At 68.4% G+C, this 21745-nt stretch carries 16 protein-coding genes; 8 read left to right on the top strand and 8 right to left on the bottom strand.

All coding sequences use genetic code 11. The features are described from left to right. Positions 1–3 precede the first annotated feature (3 nt). Complete coding sequence (locus AC5Y47_RS11735; protein ID WP_499944156.1) at positions 4–1329, bottom strand: aminotransferase class I/II-fold pyridoxal phosphate-dependent enzyme; 1326 nt, start codon at positions 1327–1329, stop codon at positions 4–6. Between the two features lie 40 nt (positions 1330–1369). Between AC5Y47_RS11735 and AC5Y47_RS11730 the strand changes: the two genes are divergently transcribed. Then, positions 1370–2017, top strand: a complete 648-nt coding sequence (locus AC5Y47_RS11730; RefSeq protein ID WP_499944155.1) for a pyridoxamine 5'-phosphate oxidase family protein — start codon at positions 1370–1372, stop codon at positions 2015–2017. 4 nt (positions 2018–2021) lie between these two features. Here the strand turns inward: AC5Y47_RS11730 and AC5Y47_RS11725 are convergent, their stop codons facing one another. Further along, positions 2022–3239, bottom strand: a complete 1218-nt coding sequence (locus AC5Y47_RS11725; protein ID WP_499944154.1) for an oxygenase MpaB family protein — start codon at positions 3237–3239, stop codon at positions 2022–2024. 73 nt (positions 3240–3312) lie between these two features. Between AC5Y47_RS11725 and AC5Y47_RS11720 the strand changes: the two genes are divergently transcribed. Beyond that, entirely contained in the window at positions 3313–3939 is a 627-nt protein-coding gene (locus AC5Y47_RS11720) for a TetR/AcrR family transcriptional regulator (protein WP_499944153.1), read from the top strand. Between the two features lie 103 nt (positions 3940–4042). On the opposite strand, the gene ilvA is transcribed toward AC5Y47_RS11720, so the two are convergent. From ilvA to fadD11, 4 genes are read right to left on the bottom strand one after another with little or no spacing between them, the layout of a single operon-like run. After that, positions 4043–5326 carry a threonine ammonia-lyase gene (gene ilvA, locus AC5Y47_RS11715; protein WP_499944152.1) on the bottom strand — a complete coding sequence of 428 codons (1284 nt, stop codon included), beginning with the start codon at positions 5324–5326 and terminating at the stop codon, positions 4043–4045. A 33-nt stretch (positions 5327–5359) separates the two neighbouring features. Next, positions 5360–5797: a nitroreductase family deazaflavin-dependent oxidoreductase gene (locus tag AC5Y47_RS11710; RefSeq protein WP_499944151.1), complete on the bottom strand. Its 438-nt coding sequence runs from the start codon at positions 5795–5797 to the stop codon at positions 5360–5362. Between the two features lie 10 nt (positions 5798–5807). Further along, a complete protein-coding gene (locus tag AC5Y47_RS11705; protein ID WP_499944150.1) occupies positions 5808–7730 on the bottom strand; it encodes a lysophospholipid acyltransferase in 1923 nt (640 codons plus the stop codon). Positions 7731–7747: 17 nt separating this feature from the next. Next, positions 7748–9571 carry a fatty acid--CoA ligase FadD11 gene (gene fadD11, locus AC5Y47_RS11700; RefSeq protein ID WP_499944149.1) on the bottom strand — a complete coding sequence of 608 codons (1824 nt, stop codon included), beginning with the start codon at positions 9569–9571 and terminating at the stop codon, positions 7748–7750. On the opposite strand from fadD11, the gene AC5Y47_RS11695 reads away from it, so the two are divergent. After that, on the top strand, positions 9543–9872 hold the full coding sequence (locus AC5Y47_RS11695) for a type II toxin-antitoxin system PemK/MazF family toxin (protein ID WP_499944148.1): 330 nt from the start codon (positions 9543–9545) through the stop codon (positions 9870–9872). The genes fadD11 and AC5Y47_RS11695 overlap by 29 nt on opposite strands. A gap of 150 nt (positions 9873–10022) precedes the next feature. Here the strand turns inward: AC5Y47_RS11695 and dnaE are convergent, their stop codons facing one another. Both dnaE and AC5Y47_RS11685 read right to left on the bottom strand, forming a co-directional pair. Further along, complete coding sequence (gene dnaE, locus AC5Y47_RS11690) at positions 10023–13556, bottom strand: DNA polymerase III subunit alpha (protein ID WP_499944147.1); 3534 nt, start codon at positions 13554–13556, stop codon at positions 10023–10025. A gap of 69 nt (positions 13557–13625) precedes the next feature. Continuing rightward, the gene (locus tag AC5Y47_RS11685; RefSeq protein ID WP_499944146.1) at positions 13626–14063 is read right to left on the bottom strand and encodes a type II toxin-antitoxin system Rv0910 family toxin; all 438 of its coding nucleotides are present in this window, start codon (positions 14061–14063) and stop codon (positions 13626–13628) included. A gap of 65 nt (positions 14064–14128) precedes the next feature. Here AC5Y47_RS11685 and AC5Y47_RS11680 point away from each other — a divergent pair, with 65 nt between their 5' ends. Genes AC5Y47_RS11680 through AC5Y47_RS11660 form a run of 5 tightly spaced genes read left to right on the top strand, consistent with a single transcriptional unit; the run spans position 14129 to position 21742 of the window. Beyond that, entirely contained in the window at positions 14129–15982 is a 1854-nt protein-coding gene (locus AC5Y47_RS11680; protein WP_499944145.1) for a serine/threonine-protein kinase PknD, read from the top strand. Beyond that, positions 15979–17802, top strand: coding sequence for a serine/threonine-protein kinase (locus AC5Y47_RS11675; protein WP_499944144.1), 1824 nt, complete (start codon positions 15979–15981; stop codon positions 17800–17802). The genes AC5Y47_RS11680 and AC5Y47_RS11675 overlap by 4 nt, the downstream gene beginning before the upstream one ends. Continuing rightward, positions 17802–19430, top strand: coding sequence for a hypothetical protein (locus AC5Y47_RS11670; RefSeq protein ID WP_499944142.1), 1629 nt, complete (start codon positions 17802–17804; stop codon positions 19428–19430). Before AC5Y47_RS11675 ends, AC5Y47_RS11670 begins: the two co-directional genes overlap by 1 nt. A 60-nt stretch (positions 19431–19490) precedes the next feature. Beyond that, complete coding sequence (locus tag AC5Y47_RS11665) at positions 19491–20069, top strand: hypothetical protein (RefSeq protein ID WP_499944141.1); 579 nt, start codon at positions 19491–19493, stop codon at positions 20067–20069. Then, on the top strand, positions 20066–21742 hold the full coding sequence (locus tag AC5Y47_RS11660; RefSeq protein WP_499944140.1) for a coiled-coil domain-containing protein: 1677 nt from the start codon (positions 20066–20068) through the stop codon (positions 21740–21742). The genes AC5Y47_RS11665 and AC5Y47_RS11660 overlap by 4 nt, the downstream gene beginning before the upstream one ends. Positions 21743–21745 lie beyond the last annotated feature (3 nt).

The following is a 21745-nucleotide window of genomic DNA, read 5'->3' as shown; positions in this document are numbered from 1 at the left end:
GACTCACACGCTGGCTCTCCCGGTGCCGTGGACCGCGTCGGCGATGGCGTCCGCCAGCGGCTCGATGTCGTCGCTGCACAACTCCGCAATCGTGACCCGCATCCCGGGCGGCGCCTCGATCCGGAACCGCGTCCCTGCCGAGGCGGCCCAGCCCGCATTGAGCAGACGGGTGATCGCGACGGTCTCGTCGGGCACCGGGACCCAGACGTTGAGTCCCGACCGCCCGTGTGCGGCGACTCCACGCTCGGCCAGGGCATCGCACAGCGCGTTGCGGTTGTTGGCGTACCGATCCCCGGCCGCGACGATCAGGTCGGTGACCTCCTCGTCGGACCACATGCGCACGGCGAGGTCCTGCAGCAGATGACTCACCCACCCGGGCCCCAGCCGCAGCCGCCCGTGCACCCGTTCGACGGTGCGGCGATCTCCCGCGAGGACGGCCAGCCGCAGGTCAGGGCCGTACGCCTTCGACACCGACCGCACGAAGGCCCACCGGCGCGTCGCCCCGGCCAGCGGGTGCAGCGCAGCACCGGAGATCCCGGCGCAATGGTCGTCCTCGACGACGAGGACATCGCTGGTCTTGCCGGCGAGCAGACGACGCAGGGCGCCCGCGCGCTCCTTGGACAGTGCGGCGCCGGTCGGGTTCTGCGCGCGGGTGGTGACGATGACCGCCTGTACCCCCCGGCGCAGCGCCCGTGCCATGCTCAACACCAACGGCCCCTCGTCGTCGACCTGGACCGGTTCGGCGGAAAACCCAAGGGCCGCAATGAGATCAAGCAGATTCGCCCAGCCCGGATCCTCGACGGCGACCCGGTCCCCCGGACGCAGATGCGCGGTCAGCGCGCGCTCGATGCCGTCCAGCGCGCCGCTGGTCACCGCGAGGTGATCGGCAGCGATCCCGTCGGCGGCCAGGTCAGCGCGGGCGTGATCGACCAACGCCGGCGACATCGCCGGCGTCCCGTACAGCACCGGCGCACCCGGCGATGGAGCCAGACCGAGGGCGGTGATCGGCAACAGCTTGGGGTCGGGGTTGCCGCTGGACAGGTCGCGGACGCCGTCGGGCACCTCGATACCCAGCAGCGAACGGGTGGTGGTCGCCGGCCGGCTACGCACCCGGGTGCCACGCCGCCCCGCGGTTTCGATCGCGCCACGATCGCGCAGCAGCCGGTACGCGGCGGCGACAGTGTTGGCGTTGACGCCCAGTTGAGTGGCCACGTCGCGGATGGACGGCAGCGCTTCACCGGGCTCGAAGGCGCCTCGGGAGATGCCTTCTTCGACGCTGGCGGCAATGGAGTCCGCGCCGGTTCCGGAAATGATGTATTGTTCTGGCACGTTCTATACTATGTACTAGTACAAACTATAAGGCAAGTAGATGTCGACCGAATACCAGCCCACCCCGCACACGACCCCCACCCGGTATCGGGAACGCGCCCGCTACGAGCGCGAGACGGTGCATCGCATTCTGGACGAAGCGCTGATCTGCCACCTGGGACATGTCCGCGAGGGGCGCCCGGTGGTGCTACCGACGACACACGCGCGCGTTGGCGAGACGCTGTACCTGCACGGGTCGTCCGGGGCCGGTCCGATGCTGGCCGCGCGGCTGTCGGGGTTGCGCATCTGCGTCACGGTCACCTTGGTCGACGGACTGGTGCTGGCCCGTTCGGCGATGCACCACTCGCTGAACTACCGTTCGGTGGTCGCGATGGGCACCGCGCGTCTCATCGACGACCCACAGGAAAAGTCGCGGGCGCTGAATGCGCTGCTCGACCACATTCGGACCGGGCGCGCCGCCGACTGCCGGCCGCCGAACGCACGTGAGCTGGCCGCCACCGCGGTGCTCGCCCTGGACCTCACCGAAGTCTCGGCCAAGGTGCGCGAGGGCGGCGTGGCCGACGACCCGGAGGATCTGACTCTTCCGCACTGGGCCGGGGTGGTGCCGTTGCGGTTGACGGCAGCCAGACCGGTACCGGATGTGGACCTCGACCCCGCCACCGAACTGCCGTCGTATCTGCAGGGCTAACCGCTCAGGCCACCGTCAGCTGCGCGGCCGCGCCGCCGATCTTCGTTTCGTCGTCGCCAATCATGGTGCGCAGCAACGTTTCCTGTTCCCGCGTACCGCGTTGCGCTGCGCGGTCGAGGCCGCCGGGACGGGTCAGGTCGACCACGCTGCGGACAATGTTGACCGGGAAACGCAGCAAGGGGAACCACGGCGGCATGTAGGTCGGCAAGCCCAGGGAACGCATGGCGCGCGGACCCAGGAACCCGCTCGTCACCGAAATGTGCTGCGCCCAGGCCAGACGTCGGCGCAACCGCGGCAAGGTGCGATAGTGCCAGGCCAGCGGGTCGTCGACCATGGGGACCGCCAGCTGTCTGGTGGACTCGTCGGGAATGGCGAGCGCCGTCAGGGTGTGGTAGAGCACCCGGATCCCGTCGCGGAAGCTACGGGGCAACCATTCGTCCTCCACGCCGATCAGCCAGCCCACGTAGCGGGTCAGGTGGGCGATGGCGTCGAGATCGCCCGGTGTCTGCACGATGCCCATGCCGATGGCGCCGACCGCCGGGGCGATCAGGGCGCCGACGAGGGTGGCGGCCATGTCCGTCTGGTTGACCGGCAGGCCCCATTCGTCTGCTCGCCAGTCCGGCATGGCTGCGACGTGCCGGCGCACGAAGGCATGGATCAGCCGGACCCGAAGTGTCGACTGATAGCCGATGCCACGCGGGGTCAGGCCGCCATCATCGATGACATCCATCGCCCACTGCATCGTCTCGGCGAACCGCTTATTCGAGCCCTTCTCGAGCGCACCGGTGCGCAGCAGGGTCTTGTTGAACCCGGAGAACTGATATCCACCGAGCAGCGACACGTCGCGCGCGATGTACATGCCGTCGGCCCCGCCCCTGCGCAGCGCCCGCTGGCCCCGGCGCAGCACGTCCCAATCGACCCACGCGGGCGGCGACTCGACCTGAACGAAGAAGTCGCGCAACGGTTGTGGCGCGTCCGGCATGCTGTCGATACCGTCGGCAAGCGCCTGATCGAACAACGCCCGGGCGTGTGTCGCGCTGGTCGACGACATCCACTCGACGAGCTGGTCCATCGGCGCGTCGCCAACCGTCAGGCGCTCGCCGAGCCGCTGCCATTGCCGCGGCGAAGGTCCGCGCACGCCCAGCATCATCGCCATCAGCCGCACGCCCGCGGGGACGGGACGGGGCCGGTCGGGATGGCGAGTGGGAATCCGCGACGTCATCTCGTCCTCCTGACCCCGGGCGCTTTGGATAACGGCTGTGATCCGAATCTAAAGCGCGAGTAAGGTGCTGTCAATGAAACGCGCGGAGGTGGTACGCGACTACGGCGGGATCAGCGCGGACGACCGCCGCGCCGAGCGGCGCCGCAAGTTGATCGCCGCCGGTCGCACGATCTGGGGCGAGTCGGGAGTCACCGAGGTGACCGTGCGCGGCGTGTGCACCGCTGCCGGGCTCATCCCCCGCTATTTCTACGAGCAGTTCCCCAACCGCGAAGCGCTGCTGTTCGCGGTGTCCGACGACGTTCGCGACCAACTGCTCGCGGCCCTGGTGCACGCCGGGGTCGGTGATCCCGGGACGCTGACGGACAAACTCAGGTCCGCGCTCAAGGCTTTCCTGGACATCATCGCCGCCGACCCGTACATCCACCGCATCGCCACCGACGACGTGAGTACCGTCGCCGGGCTGGCCCGGCACCGCACCAGCATCCTCGGGATGATCACCGATTCCGTCATCGAGCAGAGTCCGCAGGTTCTCGACGCGCCCCCGGCCGATCCCGCCGGATTGCGCCGGGGGGCTCAGTTCATCGTCGGCGGTGTGAATCAGATCATCGAAGCGTGGCTGCAGGACCCGGTGGAGAGCCCCGACGAACTCGCCGCGGCATGCGCCGACCTGTGCGTGGCCGTCGTCCGCTCGTCCGAGTAGCGGGGCGCAAGTAGTGGGGCGCAAGTAAGTGGGCGCGAGCAGACGCAAAAGCCCCCTATTTCGGCACGAAATGGGGGCTTTTGCGTCTGCTCGCCACACCCCACTAGAGCAGCAGGTAGCGGTAGGCCGGCGAACCCGGCTGCAGGGTTTCCACGTGCATGTCGGTGGCCCGCATCCGAGCCAGCAACCCGTCCAGGTCCGCCGCGGATCCCAATTGGATCCCGACGAGCGCCTCCCCCGTCTCGCGGTTGTTGCGCTTGACGTATTCGAACAAGGTGATGTCGTCACCGGCGCCCAGCACCTCGTCGAGGAACCGCCGCAGCGCACCCGGCTCCTGCGGGAAGTCGACCAGGAAATAGTGCTTGAGGCCCAGGTGGACCAGCGACCGCTCCAGCACCTCGCCGTACCGGGAAACGTCATTGTTGCCGCCGGAGATCAGACACACCACGGTGGAGCCGGGTTCGACGTCGGCTTCCAGCAGGCCAGCCACCGACAGCGCGCCGGCGGGTTCGGCGATGATGCCCTCGTTCTGGTACAGGTCGAGCATCGCGGTGCACACCGCGCCCTCGTCCACGGTCGTGATCGACACCATGTCCCCCGCTGCCGACAGGGCCGCATACGGCAACGCCCCCGCCCGCGCCACCGCCGCGCCGTCCACGAACTGGTCGACGTGATCCAGGGTGACCGGCTCGCCGGCAGCCAGCGCAGCCATCATCGCGGCCGCGCCCGCGGGCTCGATCCCCAGCACCGCGGTGTTGGTGGTCCGTTCGGCCAGATAGGTGGTGATACCGGCGATGCATCCGCCTCCGCCCACGGGCACCACCACCAGGTCGGGTTCGACGTCGAGCGCGTCCAAAATCTCGACGGCGATGGTGCCCTGACCGGCCATGGTGCGCAGGTCGTCGTACGGCGGCACCAGCGTGGCGCCGGTGCGGGCGACGTCGTCGCGGGCGGCTTCGGCGGCCCGATCATAGGTGGATCCACCGACGATCAAGTCGATGAAACCGCCGCCGTGGTAGACGATCCGGTCGCGCTTCTGCCTGGGGGTCTTCGCCGGCACGTAGACGCGGCCGTGCACCCCCAACGCCCGGCACGCGAACGCGAAGCCCTGCGCGTGATTACCGGCCGACGAGCACACCACCCCCGCCGCCAGCTCCTCGTCGGAGAGCTGCACCAGCAGGTTGTAGGCACCCCGCAGCTTGTAGGAGCGCACGACCTGTAGGTCTTCGCGCTTGAGGTAGACCGCCGCGCCGGTAATGTCCGACAACCGGTCGCTGTACTGCAGCGGCGTAGGCGTAACCACCGCAGCAATCCGCTTGGCCGCCCCGTCGATGTCAGCCGCGCACAGCGGCAGATCGCGCGGGTTCTGGCTCAGTTCGGCGGACACCGGTCAATGGTGCCATGCCGAGGCAACGCCAGCTCAGCTCACCGGGGTCAGCACGAACACCGGGATTTGCCGGTCGGTCTTGGTCTGATACTCGGCGTAATCGGGCCAGGCCTCGACGGCCCGCTCCCACCAAGTGGCCTTCTCGTCGCCGAACACCTCGCGCGCGTCGTAGTCGCGGGTGACCGCGCCGTCTTGCAGTTCGACCCGGGGGTTCTTGGCGATGTTGTAGTACCAGACCGGGTTCTTCGGAGCGCCGCCGAGCGAGGCGACGACGGCGTATTCGCCGTCGTGCTCGACGCGCATCAACGGCGTCTTGCGAAGTTTGCCGGTCTTGGCGCCTACGGTGGTCAGGACGATGATGGGCTTGCCCTTCATGTCCGCGGCATCGGCCCCGCCGGATTCCACGTACTTATCGGCTTGTTCGCGGGACCAATCCCACGGGCTGGGTGCGTATTCACCGGAAAGTGGCATGGCACCAACTCTAGGCCCGCTGGGTACCTGCGTGGCCGACCACGGTCCGGGCCAGTTCCGCGATGCAATTGACCCGCCGGGTGGCGGTGGCGATCTCGTCGGCGAACTCCTGGCGACGTTTGGCGAGATCGGCCTGGTCAGCGCCTTCAACCAGCTCGCGGTGCCGAGCCAGTCGCAGCGCGGTCTTGAACAGCTCCATCGATCGTGACTCGGCGTTGGCGATCCGGCGTTGCAGCTCCCACTGCTTGCCCACCTCGAGGCATTCGGTCAGGAACGCCTCCTCGTCCAGCGCCTCGTCTTCCAGGGCGGCCAGCCGATTGGCGACGATGTGGTAGGCGTCCAGGAACGGCCGCAGCACCAAATGCGCAAGCAACAGATCAGCGGACTCCAACAACCCCCGCACCTCGGCCGCGCTGACGCTCTTGGTGGTGTCCTCGACCGGACCGATCAACCGAACTTCGTCGGCCAGTTCCTTCTCGAACTGCGCCCGCGCCGAGAACAGGAACTCGAACTTCAGCAACTCGCGCAGCTGCAGCGCCTCGTCGCGCACCGCAGCGGGTGACACGTCAGCTCCGCCTTCGGAGGCCGCCAGCAACGCCAGCTCGGCGATGGCGCGGTCGACCAGGATGTGGATCGCGGTGTTGCGGTAGAACGCCGCGACCAGGTGCTGGTCGGCGCCGATCCCCCACACCGCCTCGGTGCCGGCGTCGTACACGCTGACCACCCCGGAGGCCACCATCTGATGCAGCGTCCACCGGATCGTCGACTTGTTCGTCAGGTCGGCGGCCCCGGCCACCGCCCAGTCGCGGGCGGCGATGTAGCTGGCCAACGGTCGCACCGTGGCCAGCACCTCGCTGATGGACAGCGAACGGTCGGCGCCCAGCAGCGCCAGGCTCACCACCGCGGTCGGCGTGACCGGGGTGGCGCGGTTGATCCGGTGCTCGACGTCCAGCGCGATGCGTTCGACGACGGTGCCGGTTCCCGACGGGTCCGCCCGCAGTTCCTCGAGACGCTTGCGCAACGGCAGCGGCTCGCCGAAGTCGAGGTAGGCGCGGCCCAGTCGTTCACCCTGCTGTCGGGACAGCCGGACCAGGAACCGGAAGTCCTCGGGCCGTTTGGTGGCGCCGTAGGCTTCGGTGGTCATCGCCTCCACCTCGTGCAGCTGGTCGTACACGATCGAGGTCGGCACCAAATACACCTCGGAGTCGTGGACTCCGTCCACGCCGGCACCCCCTCCCGGACCGTCGATTTCGTCGACGGCATCGGTCAGATAGCGCAGGATGCCGAACACCGGGGGGCGCAACTTGCCGGTCCGGGTGCGTCCGCCCTCGATCGACCAGGTGAGGTTGGTGTGGTTCTGCACCAGCTGCGCGGTGTAGGCGCGCAGCACGAACCGGTAGACCGGAATGTCTTTGGTCTGGCGGCGGATGAAGATCGTGCCGGTGCGCTTGGCGAAGCCACCCATCGGGAAGAAGTTCAGGTTGGCCCCGCCGAAGGTGAACGCCGACGACAGCCGGTTGGCCGCGATCTCCTCGGGCAGCAACATGCCGTCCAGGTAGGACCGGTGGGAGAACGCGAACGCCAGCGTGGCCTTGCGGTCCAGCGCGCGCAGCTGCGCGATCTGGTCCTCGTCGACCAGCACGTCATACGCCCGCATCAGCCACCGACTGAACCCGCGCCACGCCTGCACCGCCCGCTCGTCCAGCGAGGCCGCCACTTCCCGCAGATAGCCGGCGGCCTCCACCCGCACGCTCTCGGGATCCCGGCCGAGTTCACCGGCCAGCGCGTCCAGGCGCTCACCGAACCACTGCGCGTCCAGCAACTGGGTGACCGCGTCCGGATCCGTCGCCAACGGGGTGGTGGATTCGTCGACGATTCCGGTGCGCTGCAACAGCTTTCGCACCCCGCTGCGACCGACCTCCCGTGCAGTCACCGCTACTCCCCCTCCGCTCAGGCCGGCTGCGCGGACGCAGCCGCGGGTTCGTGAACGTCGGCTCCCGGCTCGCTGGCGTACAGCTCCTCGATCTCGGCGCCGTACTTGGCGTGGATAGGCTTGCGCTTGAGCTTCATCGTCAGCGTGATCTCGTCACCCCCGGGTTCCCACAGGGTGGGCAGGATGCGGAATCGCTTGACCTGCTCCACCCGTGACAGTTTCTCGTTTCCCGCGGCGACGCCCGCAGCGATCTGCGCGATTACTTCCGCGTCGGACGCGAGTGCCTCCGGTGACGGGTCGAGGCCGCGTTGGGCGGCATACGGGCCCACCGAGTCGGCGTCGAACACCAGCAGCGCGGTGTTGTAGGGCCGGCCGTCACCGATCGCGATCATCACCCCCACCATCGGGCAGGCGGCCACGATGGTGTTCTCGATGTTGGCCGGCGACATGTTCTTTCCGGCCGCGTTGATGATGAGTTCCTTCTTACGATCCACCACCCGCAGGTAGCCGTCGTCGTCGATTTCGAAGATGTCGCCGGTGTGCAGCCACCCGTCGGAGTCGATCGCTTCGGCGGTCTTGGCGGGTTCCTTGCGGTAGCCCTTCATCACCAGCGGCCCACGGACCAGGTACTCGCCGTCGTCGGCGATCCTGCCTTCCAGGCCGGGAAACAGTTTGCCGACGGTGCCCAGGCGTGCGTCGCGAGGGTGGCTTGCGGTGGCGGCGCAGCTGAGCTCGGACATCCCCCAGAGCTCGGCGATCGGGATGCCGATGCCGGTGAAGAAGGCCAGCGTCTCCTTCGGGATGGGGGCCGCGCCGGAGACGGCCCAGCGCAACTCGCCGAAGCCCAGCTTCTCGCGGAGCTTCGACAGCACCAGTTCGTCGGCCTGGTCCCACTCGGCCGCGTCGTCCTCCGACATCGGCTCACCGGCCAGCAGCTTTTGCGCACGTTTGTCCGCCACCGACATGGCCCACTGCAGCGCCGCCCGCTTCGTCTCGTCGGACTCGTTGGCGACGGTGAATTCGATTCCCGCCTTGAGCTTTTCCCACACCCGGGGCACCGCGCCCCAGACGGTCGGCCGGGCGTCGGGCAGTGCCCCGACGATTGCTCGCGGGTCGGAGACCGTCGTGATCTGCGTTCCGAAGATCTCCTGGGAGTACAGGCAGCACATCCGGTCGGCGATGTGCGCCGTGGGCAGGAACGACGTGCCCCGGTCTCCGAACTCGACGCCCAGCACGTCGTCCAGACCGTACCCCTCGAACAGCAGGTTGGAGTGGGTCATCTCCACACCCTTGGGGTTCCCGGTGGTGCCCGACGTGTAAATGAGGGTGACGATGTCGTCGGGTTGCACTGCGCGCCAGGTCGATTCGAAGTCGAAGTCTTCGGCAGCGGCTTGGTACAGGTCGTCGATCGAGAGGGTGCCCTCGGGGTGGCCGTCGATGCAGATGATGTGCTCGATCGGGGCGCCGCTGGCTCGGATCCGGTCGACGTATTGTTCCTCGCAGATCACCACCTTGGTGCCGGCGTTGTCGAACACGTAGGTCAGCTGTTCGGCGGGCAGGGTGTTGTACACCGAAAACGACGTGGCGCCAACGTGTTGCGCGCCGACTTCGAGCGGGTAGAACTCCACCCGGTTGGCCATCATCAGCGACACGGTGTCGCCGCGCTTGGTGCCGAGACCGGACAGGCCGGCCGCCACCTTGCGGACCTGGTCTGCGTACTCACGCCAGGTCACTGTCTGGGCGTTGCCCGGGGTGCGCAGGGCCACCGCGTCGGGATCGATCGCCGCGGTGCGCTGAAACGCCTCGCACAGGGTGGCCGGTCGCTCGGATGGGGTCGTCACACGGGTAACCCTACGTCCTTCGTCCGCGCGCGCCGAGAGTGAATATCACGACGCAACACGCCGATTGATCGTCGTTGAATTCACTTTCGGCAGGCAGGCCCGTAGTAGGTGCACGACGACGAGCAAGAACGCACACGTGCCGACGGTCGTACCCCTGACAGCGGACGACCCCCTCGTCGGGTTCGTCCTGGTCGACGACATTGTGCAGCTCTACCACGATGAACTCACTGAATTGCTCGGCACACTATCTGCGCCGACAATGCAGGAAATCAGCAAAGCGCTTCGCATCGCACTGCCTTGAGCGCATCCATGCAATCTCGCCACTCGTTTCTGAGCGAAAGCGCTGAGCGTACGTCAGCCGCGTCGCGACCGTCACGCTGGCGTTGCGTTCGAACGCGAGCGCGGCACTGGCGTGACGTTCGGCGCAGCTCGGAATGGATGCGCCGCCGGCCTAACTCCCCAAACACCCCGGGCCGAGTAGTTCCTTGAGATCCCCCATCAGCGCCGGCGACGGCGTCACCCGCAGCGCCTGATCGAGCTCCAGCGTGGTGATCCGGTCACCGCTGATCAGCCGCAGATGAACCTGCGCGGTGCCAGGGTGCCGGGCCAGCACCTGCTTGAGGGCGGTGACCTTGTCGATGGTGCACTGCCGGGTCGGCAGGCTGACCGCCAGCGGCCGGTTGGGCTGAGCGTTGGTGAAGTCGGGCACCACCAGTTCGTTGGCGATCAAGCTGATGCGGTCGTCGCGAATAGCCACTTTGCCGCTGACCAGCACCACCGCGTCGTCGGCGATGTCGGCGCCGAAGGTGGAGTAGGTGTGCGGGAAGAACATCACCTCGATACCGCCGGTGAGGTCCTCCAATTGCGCTGACGCCCAAGGCATCCCGTTCTTGTTGACCCGACGGTTCACCGACGCCAGAATGCCGCCGACGCGCACTTGCGCATCGTTGGGCACATCCCCGTCGAGGATCGCCGGGATCTGCGTATCGACCTGCCCCGCCAACAGGTGGGCCACTCCGTTGAGCGGATGACCGGACACATACAGGCCCAGCATCTCCCGCTCCAACGCGAGCTTGTGCTTGTCCTCCCACTCGTCCTCGGGCACCCGGATGGTGAACACCGATTCGACCCCGGAGTCGCTGCCGCCGAACAGGTCGAACTGCCCCATCGCCTCGGCCTTCTTGGTGCCCAGCACGCTGTCGACGGCATCGGTGTGCACCAGGAACAGACCCTTGCGAGCGTGCCCCAGGGAGTCGAACGCCCCGGCCTTGACCAACGACTCGGTGACTTTCTTGTTGCACGCCGAGATGTCGATCTTGTTCAGGTAATCCGAGAAGTCGGTGAATTTGCCTTTCTCATTGCGGGTGCCGATCAGCGAGGCCACCACATTGGCCCCGACATTGCGCACCGCACCGAGACCGAAGCGGATGTCGTTGCCCACCGACGCGAAGTTCTGCACCGACTCGTTGACGTCGGGCGGCAGCACGGTGATCCCCAGCCGGCGGCAGTCCGCAAGATAAACCGCGGCCTTGTCCTTGTCGTCACCGACCGAGGTGAGCAGGCCGGCCATGTACTCACCCGGATAGTTGGCCTTGAGGTAGGCCGTCCAATAGGAGACCAGTCCGTACCCGGCTGCGTGCGACTTGTTGAACGCATACCCGGCGAACGGAAGGATGGTGTCCCACAACGCTTTCACCGCTCTTTCGGAGAAGCCGTTGGCGTTCATGCCCTCGTAGAAGCCCTTGTACTCGGCCTCGAGCACCTCGAGCTTCTTCTTGCCCATCGCCTTACGCAGCACGTCGGCCTTGCCCATGCTGTAGGAGGCGACCTTCTGGGCGATGAACATGATCTGTTCCTGGTAGACGATCAGACCGTAAGTCTCGGAGAGGATTTCGCGCAGCGGCTCTTCGAGTTCGGGATGGATCGGCTTGATCGGCTGCCGCTTGTTCTTGCGGTCGGCGTAGTCGTTGTGGGCGTTCATGCCCATCGGCCCGGGGCGGTACAGCGCCAATACGGCGACGATGTCGTTGAACTCGGTGGGCTGCATGCGGCGCAGCAGATCGCGCATCGGCCCGCCGTCGAGCTGGAACACACCCAGCGTGTCGCCGCGACCCAGCAGTTCGTAGGTGGCCTGGTCGTCCAAAGGCAGCGACTCCAGGTCAAGATCGATGCCCCGGTTGGCTTTGATGTTCTCCAGCGCGTCGCCGATGATCGTCAGGTTCCGCAGACCCAGGAAGTCCATCTTCAACAGGCCGATGGCCTCGCACGACGGGTAGTCCCAGCCGGTGATGATGGCGCCGTCCTGCGGACGCTTCCACAACGGAATCGCCTCGGTCAGCGGCTCGCTGCTCATGATCACCGCGCAGGCGTGCACACCCGCGTTGCGGATCAGGCCTTCCAGGCCGCGCGCGGTCTGGTAGATGGTCCGCACGTCCGGATCGGACTCGATCAGACCGCGGACCTCGGCGGCTTCCTTGAACCGCTCGTGGGCCGGGTCGGTGATCCCCGACAGCGGAATGTCCTTGGCCATGATGGGCGGCGGCAGCGCTTTGGTGATCCGGTCGGCGATCGCGAAACCGGGCTGGCCGTAGTGGATGCGCGCCGAATCCTTCAGCGCCGCTTTGGTTTTGATGGTGCCGAAGGTGATGACCTGGGCGACGCGGTCGTGGCCCCACTTCTCGGCGGCGTAGCGCACCATCTCGCCGCGACGACGGTCGTCGAAGTCGATGTCGATGTCGGGTGCCGACGGGCGCTCCGGATTCAGGAAGCGCTCGAACAGCAGACCGTGCGGGATGGGGTCGATGTTGGTGATGCCCATCGCGTACGCGACCAGGGAGCCCGCCGCCGATCCACGTCCCGGCCCGACCCGGATGTCGACCGATTTCGCGTAGTTGATCAGGTCGGCCACGATCAGGAAGTACGCCGGGAAGCCTTTGTCGCAGATGACCTTGATCTCGTATTCGGCCCGGTCGAGGTACTCCTGGCCGACGCCGGACGGGAAACGCCTGTCCAGCCCGGCCATCACCTCGTGACGCAGCCACGAAGCCTGGTCGTACCCGTCGGGCACCGGGAAGATCGGCATCCGGTCGCGCGGTGTCCACACGTCGGCGTAGGACTGGACCCGTTCGGCGATCAGCAGGGTGGAGTCGCAGGCCCCGGGGACCTCGTCGTCCCAGAGTCGGCGCATCTCGGCGGCGGACTTGAGGTAGTAGCCGTCGCCGTCGAACTTGAACCGGTTCGGGTCCGACAGCGTCTTGCCGGTCTGCACGCACAGCAACGCCTCGTGGTTGTGGGCGGCTTCGCGGGTGACGTAGTGACAGTCGTTGGTGGCCAGCGGCCGGATGTTGAGTTTGCGGCCGATCTCGAGCAGTCCCTGCCGGACGCGCTGTTCGATCGAGATGCCGTGGTCCATCAACTCCAGGAAGAAGTTGTCGGCACCGAAGATCTCCTGCCACTTGGCGGCGGATTCCAGGGCCTCGCGTTCATGGCCCAGCCGCAACCGGGTCTGCACTTCACCGGACGGGCAGCCGGTGGTGGCGATGATGCCTTCGGCGTGCTCGGCGATGAGCTCGGCGTCCATCCGCGACCACTTGCCGAGTTGGCCCTCGAACGAGGCCAGCGACGACAGCCGGAACAGGTTGCGCAGGCCGGTCGCGTTCTCGGCCATCAACGTCATGTGCGTGTAGGAGCCGCTGCCCGAGACGTCGTCACCCTTCTGGCTGGGATCACCCCAGGTGATGCGTCGGGTGTCGAAGCGGGACGCGGGAGCTATATAAGCCTCGACCCCGATGATCGGCTTGACGCCGGCCTTGGTCGCCGAGTTGTAGAACTCGCTGGCGCCGAACATGTTTCCGTGGTCGGTCATCCCGACCGCGGGCATCCCCAGCCGCGTCACCTCGTCCAGCATCGGCGTGATCTTCGCGGCACCGTCGAGCATCGAATACTCGGTGTGGTTGTGCAGGTGCACGAAGGAGGACTCATTCATAGGGACGCCAGTCTATGACCGCCCACCGACACGTTCTCGGCGTGTCGCAGAACGTGTCTTGAGCGATTTTCAGCCGTAGAGCTCGAGGAAATTATCCAGCGACTTTTTCACGTCACCTTTGGCCGCGCGGGCCGCGACGGACCCGATCGGACCGAACAGGGCGGGCCCGCCCAGGTCGACGGACAATCCGAGGGTGGAGGCGTCCCCATGCGCCTTGACGGTCAGGGTCACCTTGTACTTTGCCCCGCCTTTGCCCTCCCCCGACATCGCGACCGAGTGTGGCGGGTCCCACTTGGTGATCGTCCAGGTCACCCGGTTGCGCAACTTCTTGGAGCGCGCGACACCCACGATCTGGGTGCCCTCGGTGATCTCGCTGACGTCGGGCACGTCGCTGCGCCAGCCTTCGTGCAGCACCAGCCAGTCGCCCAGCGTCGAAAGGTCCGAGACGTGGTCCCACATCTCCTGCGGGGTCATCGGCGCGTCCAGGGTCAGGTCAACAGAAGCCATGGCGGTGAGCGTAACGCCGGTGGTGCGCGCCGGATACGCTCGGCGACGAAGCGGAGGGTCGGGTAGTGGTCGAGAATCGGGCGGGTTCGCAGTTCGGACCGTATCGGTTGGTCCGGCTGCTGGGCGCCGGCGGCTTCGGCGAGGTCTACGAAGCCGAAGACACCGCCATGCACCGGGTGGTGGCGCTCAAACTGCTGAGCAGCACGTTTTCGCTGAACCCGGTGTTTCGTGAGCGACTGTTCCGGGAGGCGCGGACCGCTGGGCGGCTGCGTGAACCGCATGTGCTGCCGATCCACGGCTGCGGTGAGATCGACGGACAGGTCTACATCGACATGCGGTTGGTGCGCGGGGTGGACCTGGAGACGGTGCTGCGCCGGGACGGCCCGCTGGTGCCGGCGCGCGCTGTGAACCTGGTGAGTCAGATCGCCGGCGCTCTGGACGCCGCGCACGCCGAGACGGTGCTGCACCGGGACGTCAAACCCGCCAACATCCTGTTGTCCGGGGACGACTTCGCGAGCCTGGTCGACTTCGGTCTGGCCAGCGCCGCCGGCGAAGCCCGGCTCACCCGGACCGGCAAGGCCGTCGGCACCTTTGATTACGTTGCCCCGGAACGTCTTTCGCAGCACCCCGTGATCGACCACCGCAGCGACGTGTACGCGCTGGCCTGCGTGCTCTACGAACTGCTGACGGGTGAGACGCCCTATGCGCAACACCAGGACCTCAGCGCGCTGATCAACGCTCACCTGACCGCGCCGATTCCGCGGCCCAGCCAAGCCCGGGCCGGCATCCCCGCGGCGCTGGACGAGGTCGTCGCGAAGGGCATGGCCAAAAACCCCGACGATCGGTACCCCAGCGCGGGCGAACTCGCCGCGGCCGCCCAGCGCGCCCTCGGCCCCGCCGCCACCACCCGTGAGTGGGCGATCACGCCGCCGCCCCCACCACCGGCGCCCCGACCGCTCCCGCCGCCGGCCTGGGCCCACCCCCCGGGCCGAAAACCGATCCGCCGCAAAGTGATTGCTGCCACCGCCGCAGCAGTGGTGGTCGCGGTGGCGGTGGTCGCGATGGTGGCAATCGCGCGCCGGCCCGCGCCGTCACAGTCCACGAGCACCAGCACGTCGCGCCCCTCGTCGAGCGTCCCGACCGTGTTGAAATATCCCGACCTGGTCAAGGCGCGCGGCGTGGCCGTCGACGGCACCGGCAACGTTTACGCCACCGAGCTGACCAACCGCTCCCCCAACGGCCGGGTGCTGAAGCTGGCGGCCGGCCAAAGCTCCCCCACCGAATTGCCGTTCGGGGAGCTCTTTGCCGAGGGGGTGGCGGTGGATTCGGCGGGCAACGTCTACGTCGCCGACTCCCACGCGCCGGGAGTGTGGAAATTGGCGCCGGGCGCGCGCGGGCCCACTCCGATGCCGTTCGGGCACCTCGGACGGCCACTGGGTGTGACGGCGGGCAGGGAGGGCAGCCTCTACGTCACCGACGGGGCGCTGCGGCAGGTGCTCAAGCTGGCGCCCGGCGCCTCGAGCCCGACCGTGCTGATGCCCACCACCCCGTTGAACACGCCGGTCGGGATCGCGGTGGACGACGACGGCAACCTCTACATCGCCGACAGCGACGACCGGCATGTGTTGAAGCTGCCCGCCGGTGCCGACACCCCCACCGAGCTACCGTTCGCCGGACTGCAGCAGCCCTACGGTGTGGCGGTGGACAAGAAGGGCAACGTCTATGTCTCCGACATCGAAGGTCGCGGCATCTTCAAGCTGGCCGCCGGCGCGACCAGCGCCACCCAGGTAACCTTCCCCGGGTTGAACTACCCGTTCGGGGTGGCGACCGACAAGGACGGCGACCTGTTCGTCGTCGACTGTCACCGGGGCGACGACTGTGCCACCGGCAAAGTCCTGGAACTGGGTGCCGCGCAATGACTTCTGCCCCGCGAGTGGGTTCCCGGTTCGGGCCGTACGTACTGCGCCGGCTGCTGGGCAGCGGTGGGTTCGGGGAGGTCTACGAAGCCGAAGACACCGTCATGCACCGGGTGGTCGCACTGAAACTGTTGTCCAGCAGCTACTCGCACAATCCGGCGTTCCGGGAACGGCTCTTCCGGGAGGCCCGCACCGCCGGGCGGCTGCACGACCCGCACGTGGTGCCGATCCACGGCTGCGGTGAGATCGACGGGCAGCTCTACATCGACATGCGGCTCATCGAGGGCACCGACTTGCAGAGCACGCTGGAACGCGGCGGGGCGCTGGGTGCGGCGCGCGCGGTGCATGTGGTGCGGCAGATCGCCGCCGCGCTGGACGCCGCGCACGCCGAAACGGTGATCCACCGCGACGTCAAACCCGCCAACATCCTGCTCGGCCGTGACGACTTCGCCTGCCTGGTCGACTTCGGGCTGGCGAACGCCGCCACCGACACCAAGCTCACCAGCGAGGGCACCACGGTCGGCTCGTTCGCCTACCTGGCCCCGGAACGTCTCGCCTCCGGGCAGGTCACCGCGGGCGCCGACATCTACGCGCTGGCATGCGTGCTGTACGAATGCCTGACCGGGGTGACACCGTATGAGAACCGAACGGAGATACCGGCTTTGGTGGCGGCGCACCTGGCGTCGCCACCGCCGCAGCCCAGCCGGGAACATCCCGGCATACCGGTCGGGTTCGACGAGGTCATCGCCCGCGGCATGGCCAAGGACCCCGCCGCCCGCTACCGCAGCGCCGGCGAATTGGCAGCGGCAGCGCAGCGCGCGTTGAGCACCCCGGTGAATCAGTGGACGCCGCAACAGGTTACGAACACTCAGCCCTGGACACACCCGAAACCGTTGCGGCGCAAGTCTAGTCGGCGCGCGCTGTGGACAGCCGCCGCCGTCGCGGTGGTCGCCGCCGTCGTCGCGACCGTCGCGGTGCTGGCTTGGCCCGCCCCGAACCGGCACGCCGATCCCAGCGGCAGCGCCGCGCCGCAGACCGCCAGCACCGCCCCGGCTTCCACCAGCACGGCGCCGACGCTGAACGCCACCCGGTTGCCGGTCCTCGGAAACGGCCAGCTGAGCGGTGTGACGGTCGGGCCCGGCGGTGACGTCTACGTCGTCGACACCAGCAGCACCCGGATCTACAAACTGGCCCCCAACTCCACGGCGCCCGTCGAGCTGCCCTTCCGCGGACTCAGCCGGCCCAAGCGCGTGAGCGTGGATCCGGCCGGCGGCGTCTACGTCACCGACCTGCCCCGTGAAGGAGGCGGCAGAGTCTACAAATTGGCTCCCGGTGCCACCGACCAGGTCGAGTTGCCGTTCGGCCGACTCGTTCCCAACGGCATCGCGGTAGACCCTGCCGGCACGGTCTACGTCGCCGCCAACGACCGGGTGCTCCAGCTCGCGCCCGGTGCGGCTGCTCCGACCGTATTGCCGTTCGGCAGTGGGTTTTTCGAGGACGTGGCGGTGGACGGCGCCGGCAACGTCTACGCCCTGCAGGCGGGTCGGGTGCTCAAGTTGGCCCGCGGGGACACCGACCCGGCCCAGGTTCCGTTCGGACAGCTCGGCAGGGCGCAGGGTGTGGTGGTCGACGGACAGGGCAACATCTACGTCGTCGACAACGCAGACAATATGGGGCGCTTGGTCAAACTCGCGGTGGGCGCGGCGACCCCGACCCTGTTGTTCGCACCGGAGAACCAGCCGTTCGGCGGTATAGCCGTCGACGCGGCCGGCGGCATCTACCTGACCGAGAACAACCGACTGCTCAAGGTCGGGGCGGGCTGATGGGCGATACCCCCAGCGGCGACCTGAAAACCATACTGGCGCAACATGGTCCGCTGGATCCGGCGCGTGCGGTCGACGTGGTCCGCCGGGTCGCGGCCGCGATCGACGCCGCCCACGCCAACCGGACCGGCCACCGCAACGTCACGACGACTGCCATTCTGCTGGCCGGTGACGGGTCGGTGTACCTGAGCGACACCAGCGGGGCCACGCCGTCAGCCGACCGGACCCGAGTGCTGGTCACCGACAGCGGGGCGGCCTATCGTGCCGACATCCACGCGCTGGCACAGGTGCTCTACGAATGCCTGACCGGGCACCCGCCGGATCCCGCCGGGCCGGTCCCTCCCCCCAGCCTTCAGCGTCCCGGCGTCCCCGCCGGCCTCGACGCCGTCATCGCCCGCGGCCTGGCCGCCAATCCCGACGACCGGTACCGCAGCGCCGCCGAGCTGGTGGCCGCGGCACAGGGCGCCCTGGCCGACAAGCCCGCGCGAGCTTCCCAGGCAGCCACCCGCTCGTTCGAACTGCCGCAGCCGGTCGTGCCCAGTCCGCAACCGCCGCAATGGGATCCGATCCACGGACGTTCGCCGACGGTGTCCTACCCGCACTCGCGTCCCGTCCAGCTGGCGCCGCCGCGGCGACGACGGCGCATCGGTCCTCTGGTTGCCGCCGTCGTCATCGTCGCCGCCGTCGTGGCCGGCGCCATCGCAATCCCGCGGTTGGCCCACCGCGGCGATCGGGCCGCTCCCACCACGAGCACCGCCCCGCCGCGACGCACCTATACCGCGCAACCCACCGTGTTGCCGTTTCCCGGCCTCTATCCCACCAAGAGCGTCGTGGTGGACGGTGCCGGCAATGTCTATGTGCTGGCCTCCGTCGTCCCGGCCGCCGACGCCGGCCCATTCGAGTCAGCGCCGGCGAAGCTGTGGAAGCTGGCGTCGGGCGCCGGCGGCGCGACCTCCCTGGACGTCACCGGCGCCAACTTCCGTTCGGCGACAGACCTGGCGGTCGACACGGCCGGCAACATCTACTACAGCGACGACGCCCAGGTCTATCTGCTCGAGTCGGGCAAGACCAGCCCAATTCGGTTGCCGTTCCGGGGTTTTTCCTCGATAAAGGCCATCGCGGTCGACCAGGCCGGCAACACCTATGCAGCCGGGGCCCTGATGAGTGACGGCACAGATCTGAAGTACGGGGCGAAGAAGCTGGCTCCGGGCGAGAACCGGCCGACCGACCTGTCCTTCCAGAACCTGTTTCTGCCGCGCGGGATGGCCGTCGACAAGGACGGCAACGTCTATGTGTCCTCCGCCATCAAGGGCGCCGGCCGCGGTCAGGTCCTCAAACTTGCCGTCGGAGCAACCAGCCCCGTCGCGTTGACCATCCCCGGACTCATCGAACCGAATCACATCGCGATCGGCAGCGCGGGAGACATCTTCGTCGGCGACGGATTCGGCAAGGGCTTCTTCCAGTTGCCCCCGGCGGGCAGAGCGGTCGAGGTGCCGCTGGGCGGCCACACCAGCGGCGTCGCGGTGGATTCCGAGGGCACCGTCTACGTCCTCACCTCGGCGCGGTCAGATCGATCCGACAAGATCGTCAAACCAGGCCAAGTGCTCAAGATCGCGCCCGACCGCTAGCAACTCGGTACGCCAGGTTCGCGCGGTTTTTCAGGGGCCGGTTGCGGTACCGTCCGAGCCATGAGCTTGCCATCGGCGCGTGAATTCTTGACGTCCGCGGGGTTCGGCGGCGCCGCGGCCCTGACCGTCGCCATCATCCTCGCGGTCATCGCGTATTTCGCCGCGCGCCGGGCCGCCCGACGGGAAGAGGCGCAGACCGAACAGCGTGAGCGCCACCATCAGGAACTGCGCGAAGACGAGCAGCGCAGCGCGGCGCTGGCCCGCTGCTGGCAGCGGCTGGTGTGGGTGGTGGAAACCGCGGGGATCGAACCGGCCGCCAGCGAGAACGCCACGTTGGGCCTCGGCCCGGAATTGGCGCTGGAACTGCTGCGCGGGTTGTTGCGCGACGCCGAGCACCTCGGCGACGACACGTTGGCCCGGTCGGTGACGGTGTATATGAACCAGTTCTCGCTGGTGCTGGTACAGCAGGCCGGTCCGCTGTCCCAGTTCACCGCCCGGCAGGGATCACGACGGGACGCCCCGGCGCCGCGGGAGGCGCCGACGCCGCGGGAGGCCCCGACGCCGCGTGAGGCGGCCGCCGAACCCGCCGAGGACAGCGCCGCCGAACCCGCCGGCAAAGGAAGGCGCCGTCACGCGTGAGCACTACCCGGCAACACATCGAGGACCTCGACCCCGCGGCGTGGGCGGCGTTGACCAAGCGCGCCGCGGCGGATGCGGTGTCGGCCGCCGAACGGCAGGGCCAGCAGCCGCCCACCGAGTTGGTCGCGCTCGCGGCGATGAGCGAGCGGGAGTTAATCGACCACCGCCAGCGCTCCGGCCCGGCACGCAAGCGACTCTCGCCGGTGATGCGGTTGGTCGAGGCCGACCACATGCGGGTTGCGGCCGAGGGCCAGGCGCGGGAGGCCCAGCAGGGCCGCAAGGACGCCGAAGCGGCCGTCTCGATGGCGCGGGCGCAGGCCGAACAGTCGGCCCGGGTGGCCACCGCCGCGCGGGAACGGGTTCGTCAGGTGCAGGCCCAAGCCGCTCAGCGGGAGGAAGAGTGGGCGGCCGAGCGCGCGGCCGCCCAGCAAGCTGCCGAACAGCGCGAGACGGAACATGCCGCCGAGCGGGCGGCCGCCCAGCAAGCTGCCGAGCAGCGGGAGACGGAACGCGCCGCCGAGCGCGCGGCCGCCCAGCGAGCTCTGGAACAGGTACAGGCCGAACTCGCCCAGGTCCGCGCCGACTCCGCCGCCGAACTCGCCACCGCCGCCGAACAGATCAGCGCCGCCGAAAGCCGGGCCGAACAACGACTGGCCGAGCGCACCGAGGACCGGGCGACTGGCCGTCAAGCCTTCGAACAGGTACGCGCCGAGCTCGACCGGGTCCGCGCGGACACCGCGGCCGAGATCGCCGCGGCCACAACAAAAGTCACCGCCGCTGAGGCTCGCGCCGAGCAACGGGTCGCCGAACGTGCCACCGCCCGCGAGAGCGCACAGCGTGCGTTGGAGGAGGTGCGCCTCGAACTCGAACAGATCCGTGCCGACGCCGCAGCCGAAGTCGCGTCGGCCCGCGGACAGGCCAAAGGCGCGATCACGGCCGCGCAGCGGGCCGCCGAGACCGAAGTGGCCCGGATCAAGGCCGAAATGGAGCAGCTACGGTCGGCCGCCGCGGCGGAATTGACCAAGACTCGCGGGCAGGCCGGCGAACAGGTCACGTCCGTGCGCGAGGCGGCTGCGGCCGAAGTGGCGCGGGCCCGCGCCGAAGCCGACGAAGCCAAAGCCGCCGTCACCCAGGCACGGGCCGAGATCGAGGAATTACGCGCGAGCTCGGCGGCCGAACTGGCCGCCGTTCGCGAGCAAGCCGGCGCACAGATCGAGGCCGCACGCGAAGCTGCGCAGGCCGAGGTCGAGGCCGCCCGGGCACTTTCCGCAGCCGACCCCGCGGAAGCGTCGCCGCACCTGTTGACGATCCCTGTTCCGCCGCTGGGCATCTCCGCCCACACCGGCGGCATCGAGCAAGCGGTTTCCACGGTGCGCCAAATCGATCACCTGTTGGACGCCGGGGGCGGTGACGTCGAGGCGGTGCGCGGCCTTGTACAGACCGCGCGGGCAGAGGCGCAAGACCTGGCCGAGCAGTTGCACAATCTGCCCGCGCAGTATCAGGCGCCGTGGCAGGTCGAGGCCGCCGAAGGTTACGCGGCCGCCGCCGCCAATGCTTATGGCGCTCTGCTGCAACGGATTTCGACCCTGGTCGACCAACTGCGCGGTTCCGACGGTGAGGCGGTCCCGCTGATCACCAGTTGGCTGGACGACCACCCGTGGCGACGGGCGTAGCGC

It is taken from the genome of Mycobacterium sp. NGS22 (genome assembly GCF_059813095.1).
Note: the sequence above shows the minus strand (reverse complement) of the source record. Positions and strands in the feature narration are given on the sequence as shown.

Bases quoted from the DNA above. Each gene is read 5' to 3' on its own strand.
- AC5Y47_RS11730 (WP_499944155.1), top strand. From the start codon at position 1,370: ATGTCGACCGAATACCAGCCCACCCCGCACACGACCCCCACCCGGTAT.
- AC5Y47_RS11725 (WP_499944154.1), bottom strand. From the start codon at position 3,239: ATGACGTCGCGGATTCCCACTCGCCATCCCGACCGGCCCCGTCCCGTC.
- AC5Y47_RS11720 (WP_499944153.1), top strand. From the start codon at position 3,313: ATGAAACGCGCGGAGGTGGTACGCGACTACGGCGGGATCAGCGCGGAC.
- AC5Y47_RS11710 (WP_499944151.1), bottom strand. From the start codon at position 5,797: ATGCCACTTTCCGGTGAATACGCACCCAGCCCGTGGGATTGGTCCCGC.
- dnaE (WP_499944147.1), bottom strand. From the start codon at position 13,556: ATGAATGAGTCCTCCTTCGTGCACCTGCACAACCACACCGAGTATTCG.
- AC5Y47_RS11685 (WP_499944146.1), bottom strand. From the start codon at position 14,063: ATGGCTTCTGTTGACCTGACCCTGGACGCGCCGATGACCCCGCAGGAG.
- AC5Y47_RS11675 (WP_499944144.1), top strand. From the start codon at position 15,979: ATGACTTCTGCCCCGCGAGTGGGTTCCCGGTTCGGGCCGTACGTACTG.
- AC5Y47_RS11670 (WP_499944142.1), top strand. From the start codon at position 17,802: ATGGGCGATACCCCCAGCGGCGACCTGAAAACCATACTGGCGCAACAT.
- AC5Y47_RS11665 (WP_499944141.1), top strand. From the start codon at position 19,491: ATGAGCTTGCCATCGGCGCGTGAATTCTTGACGTCCGCGGGGTTCGGC.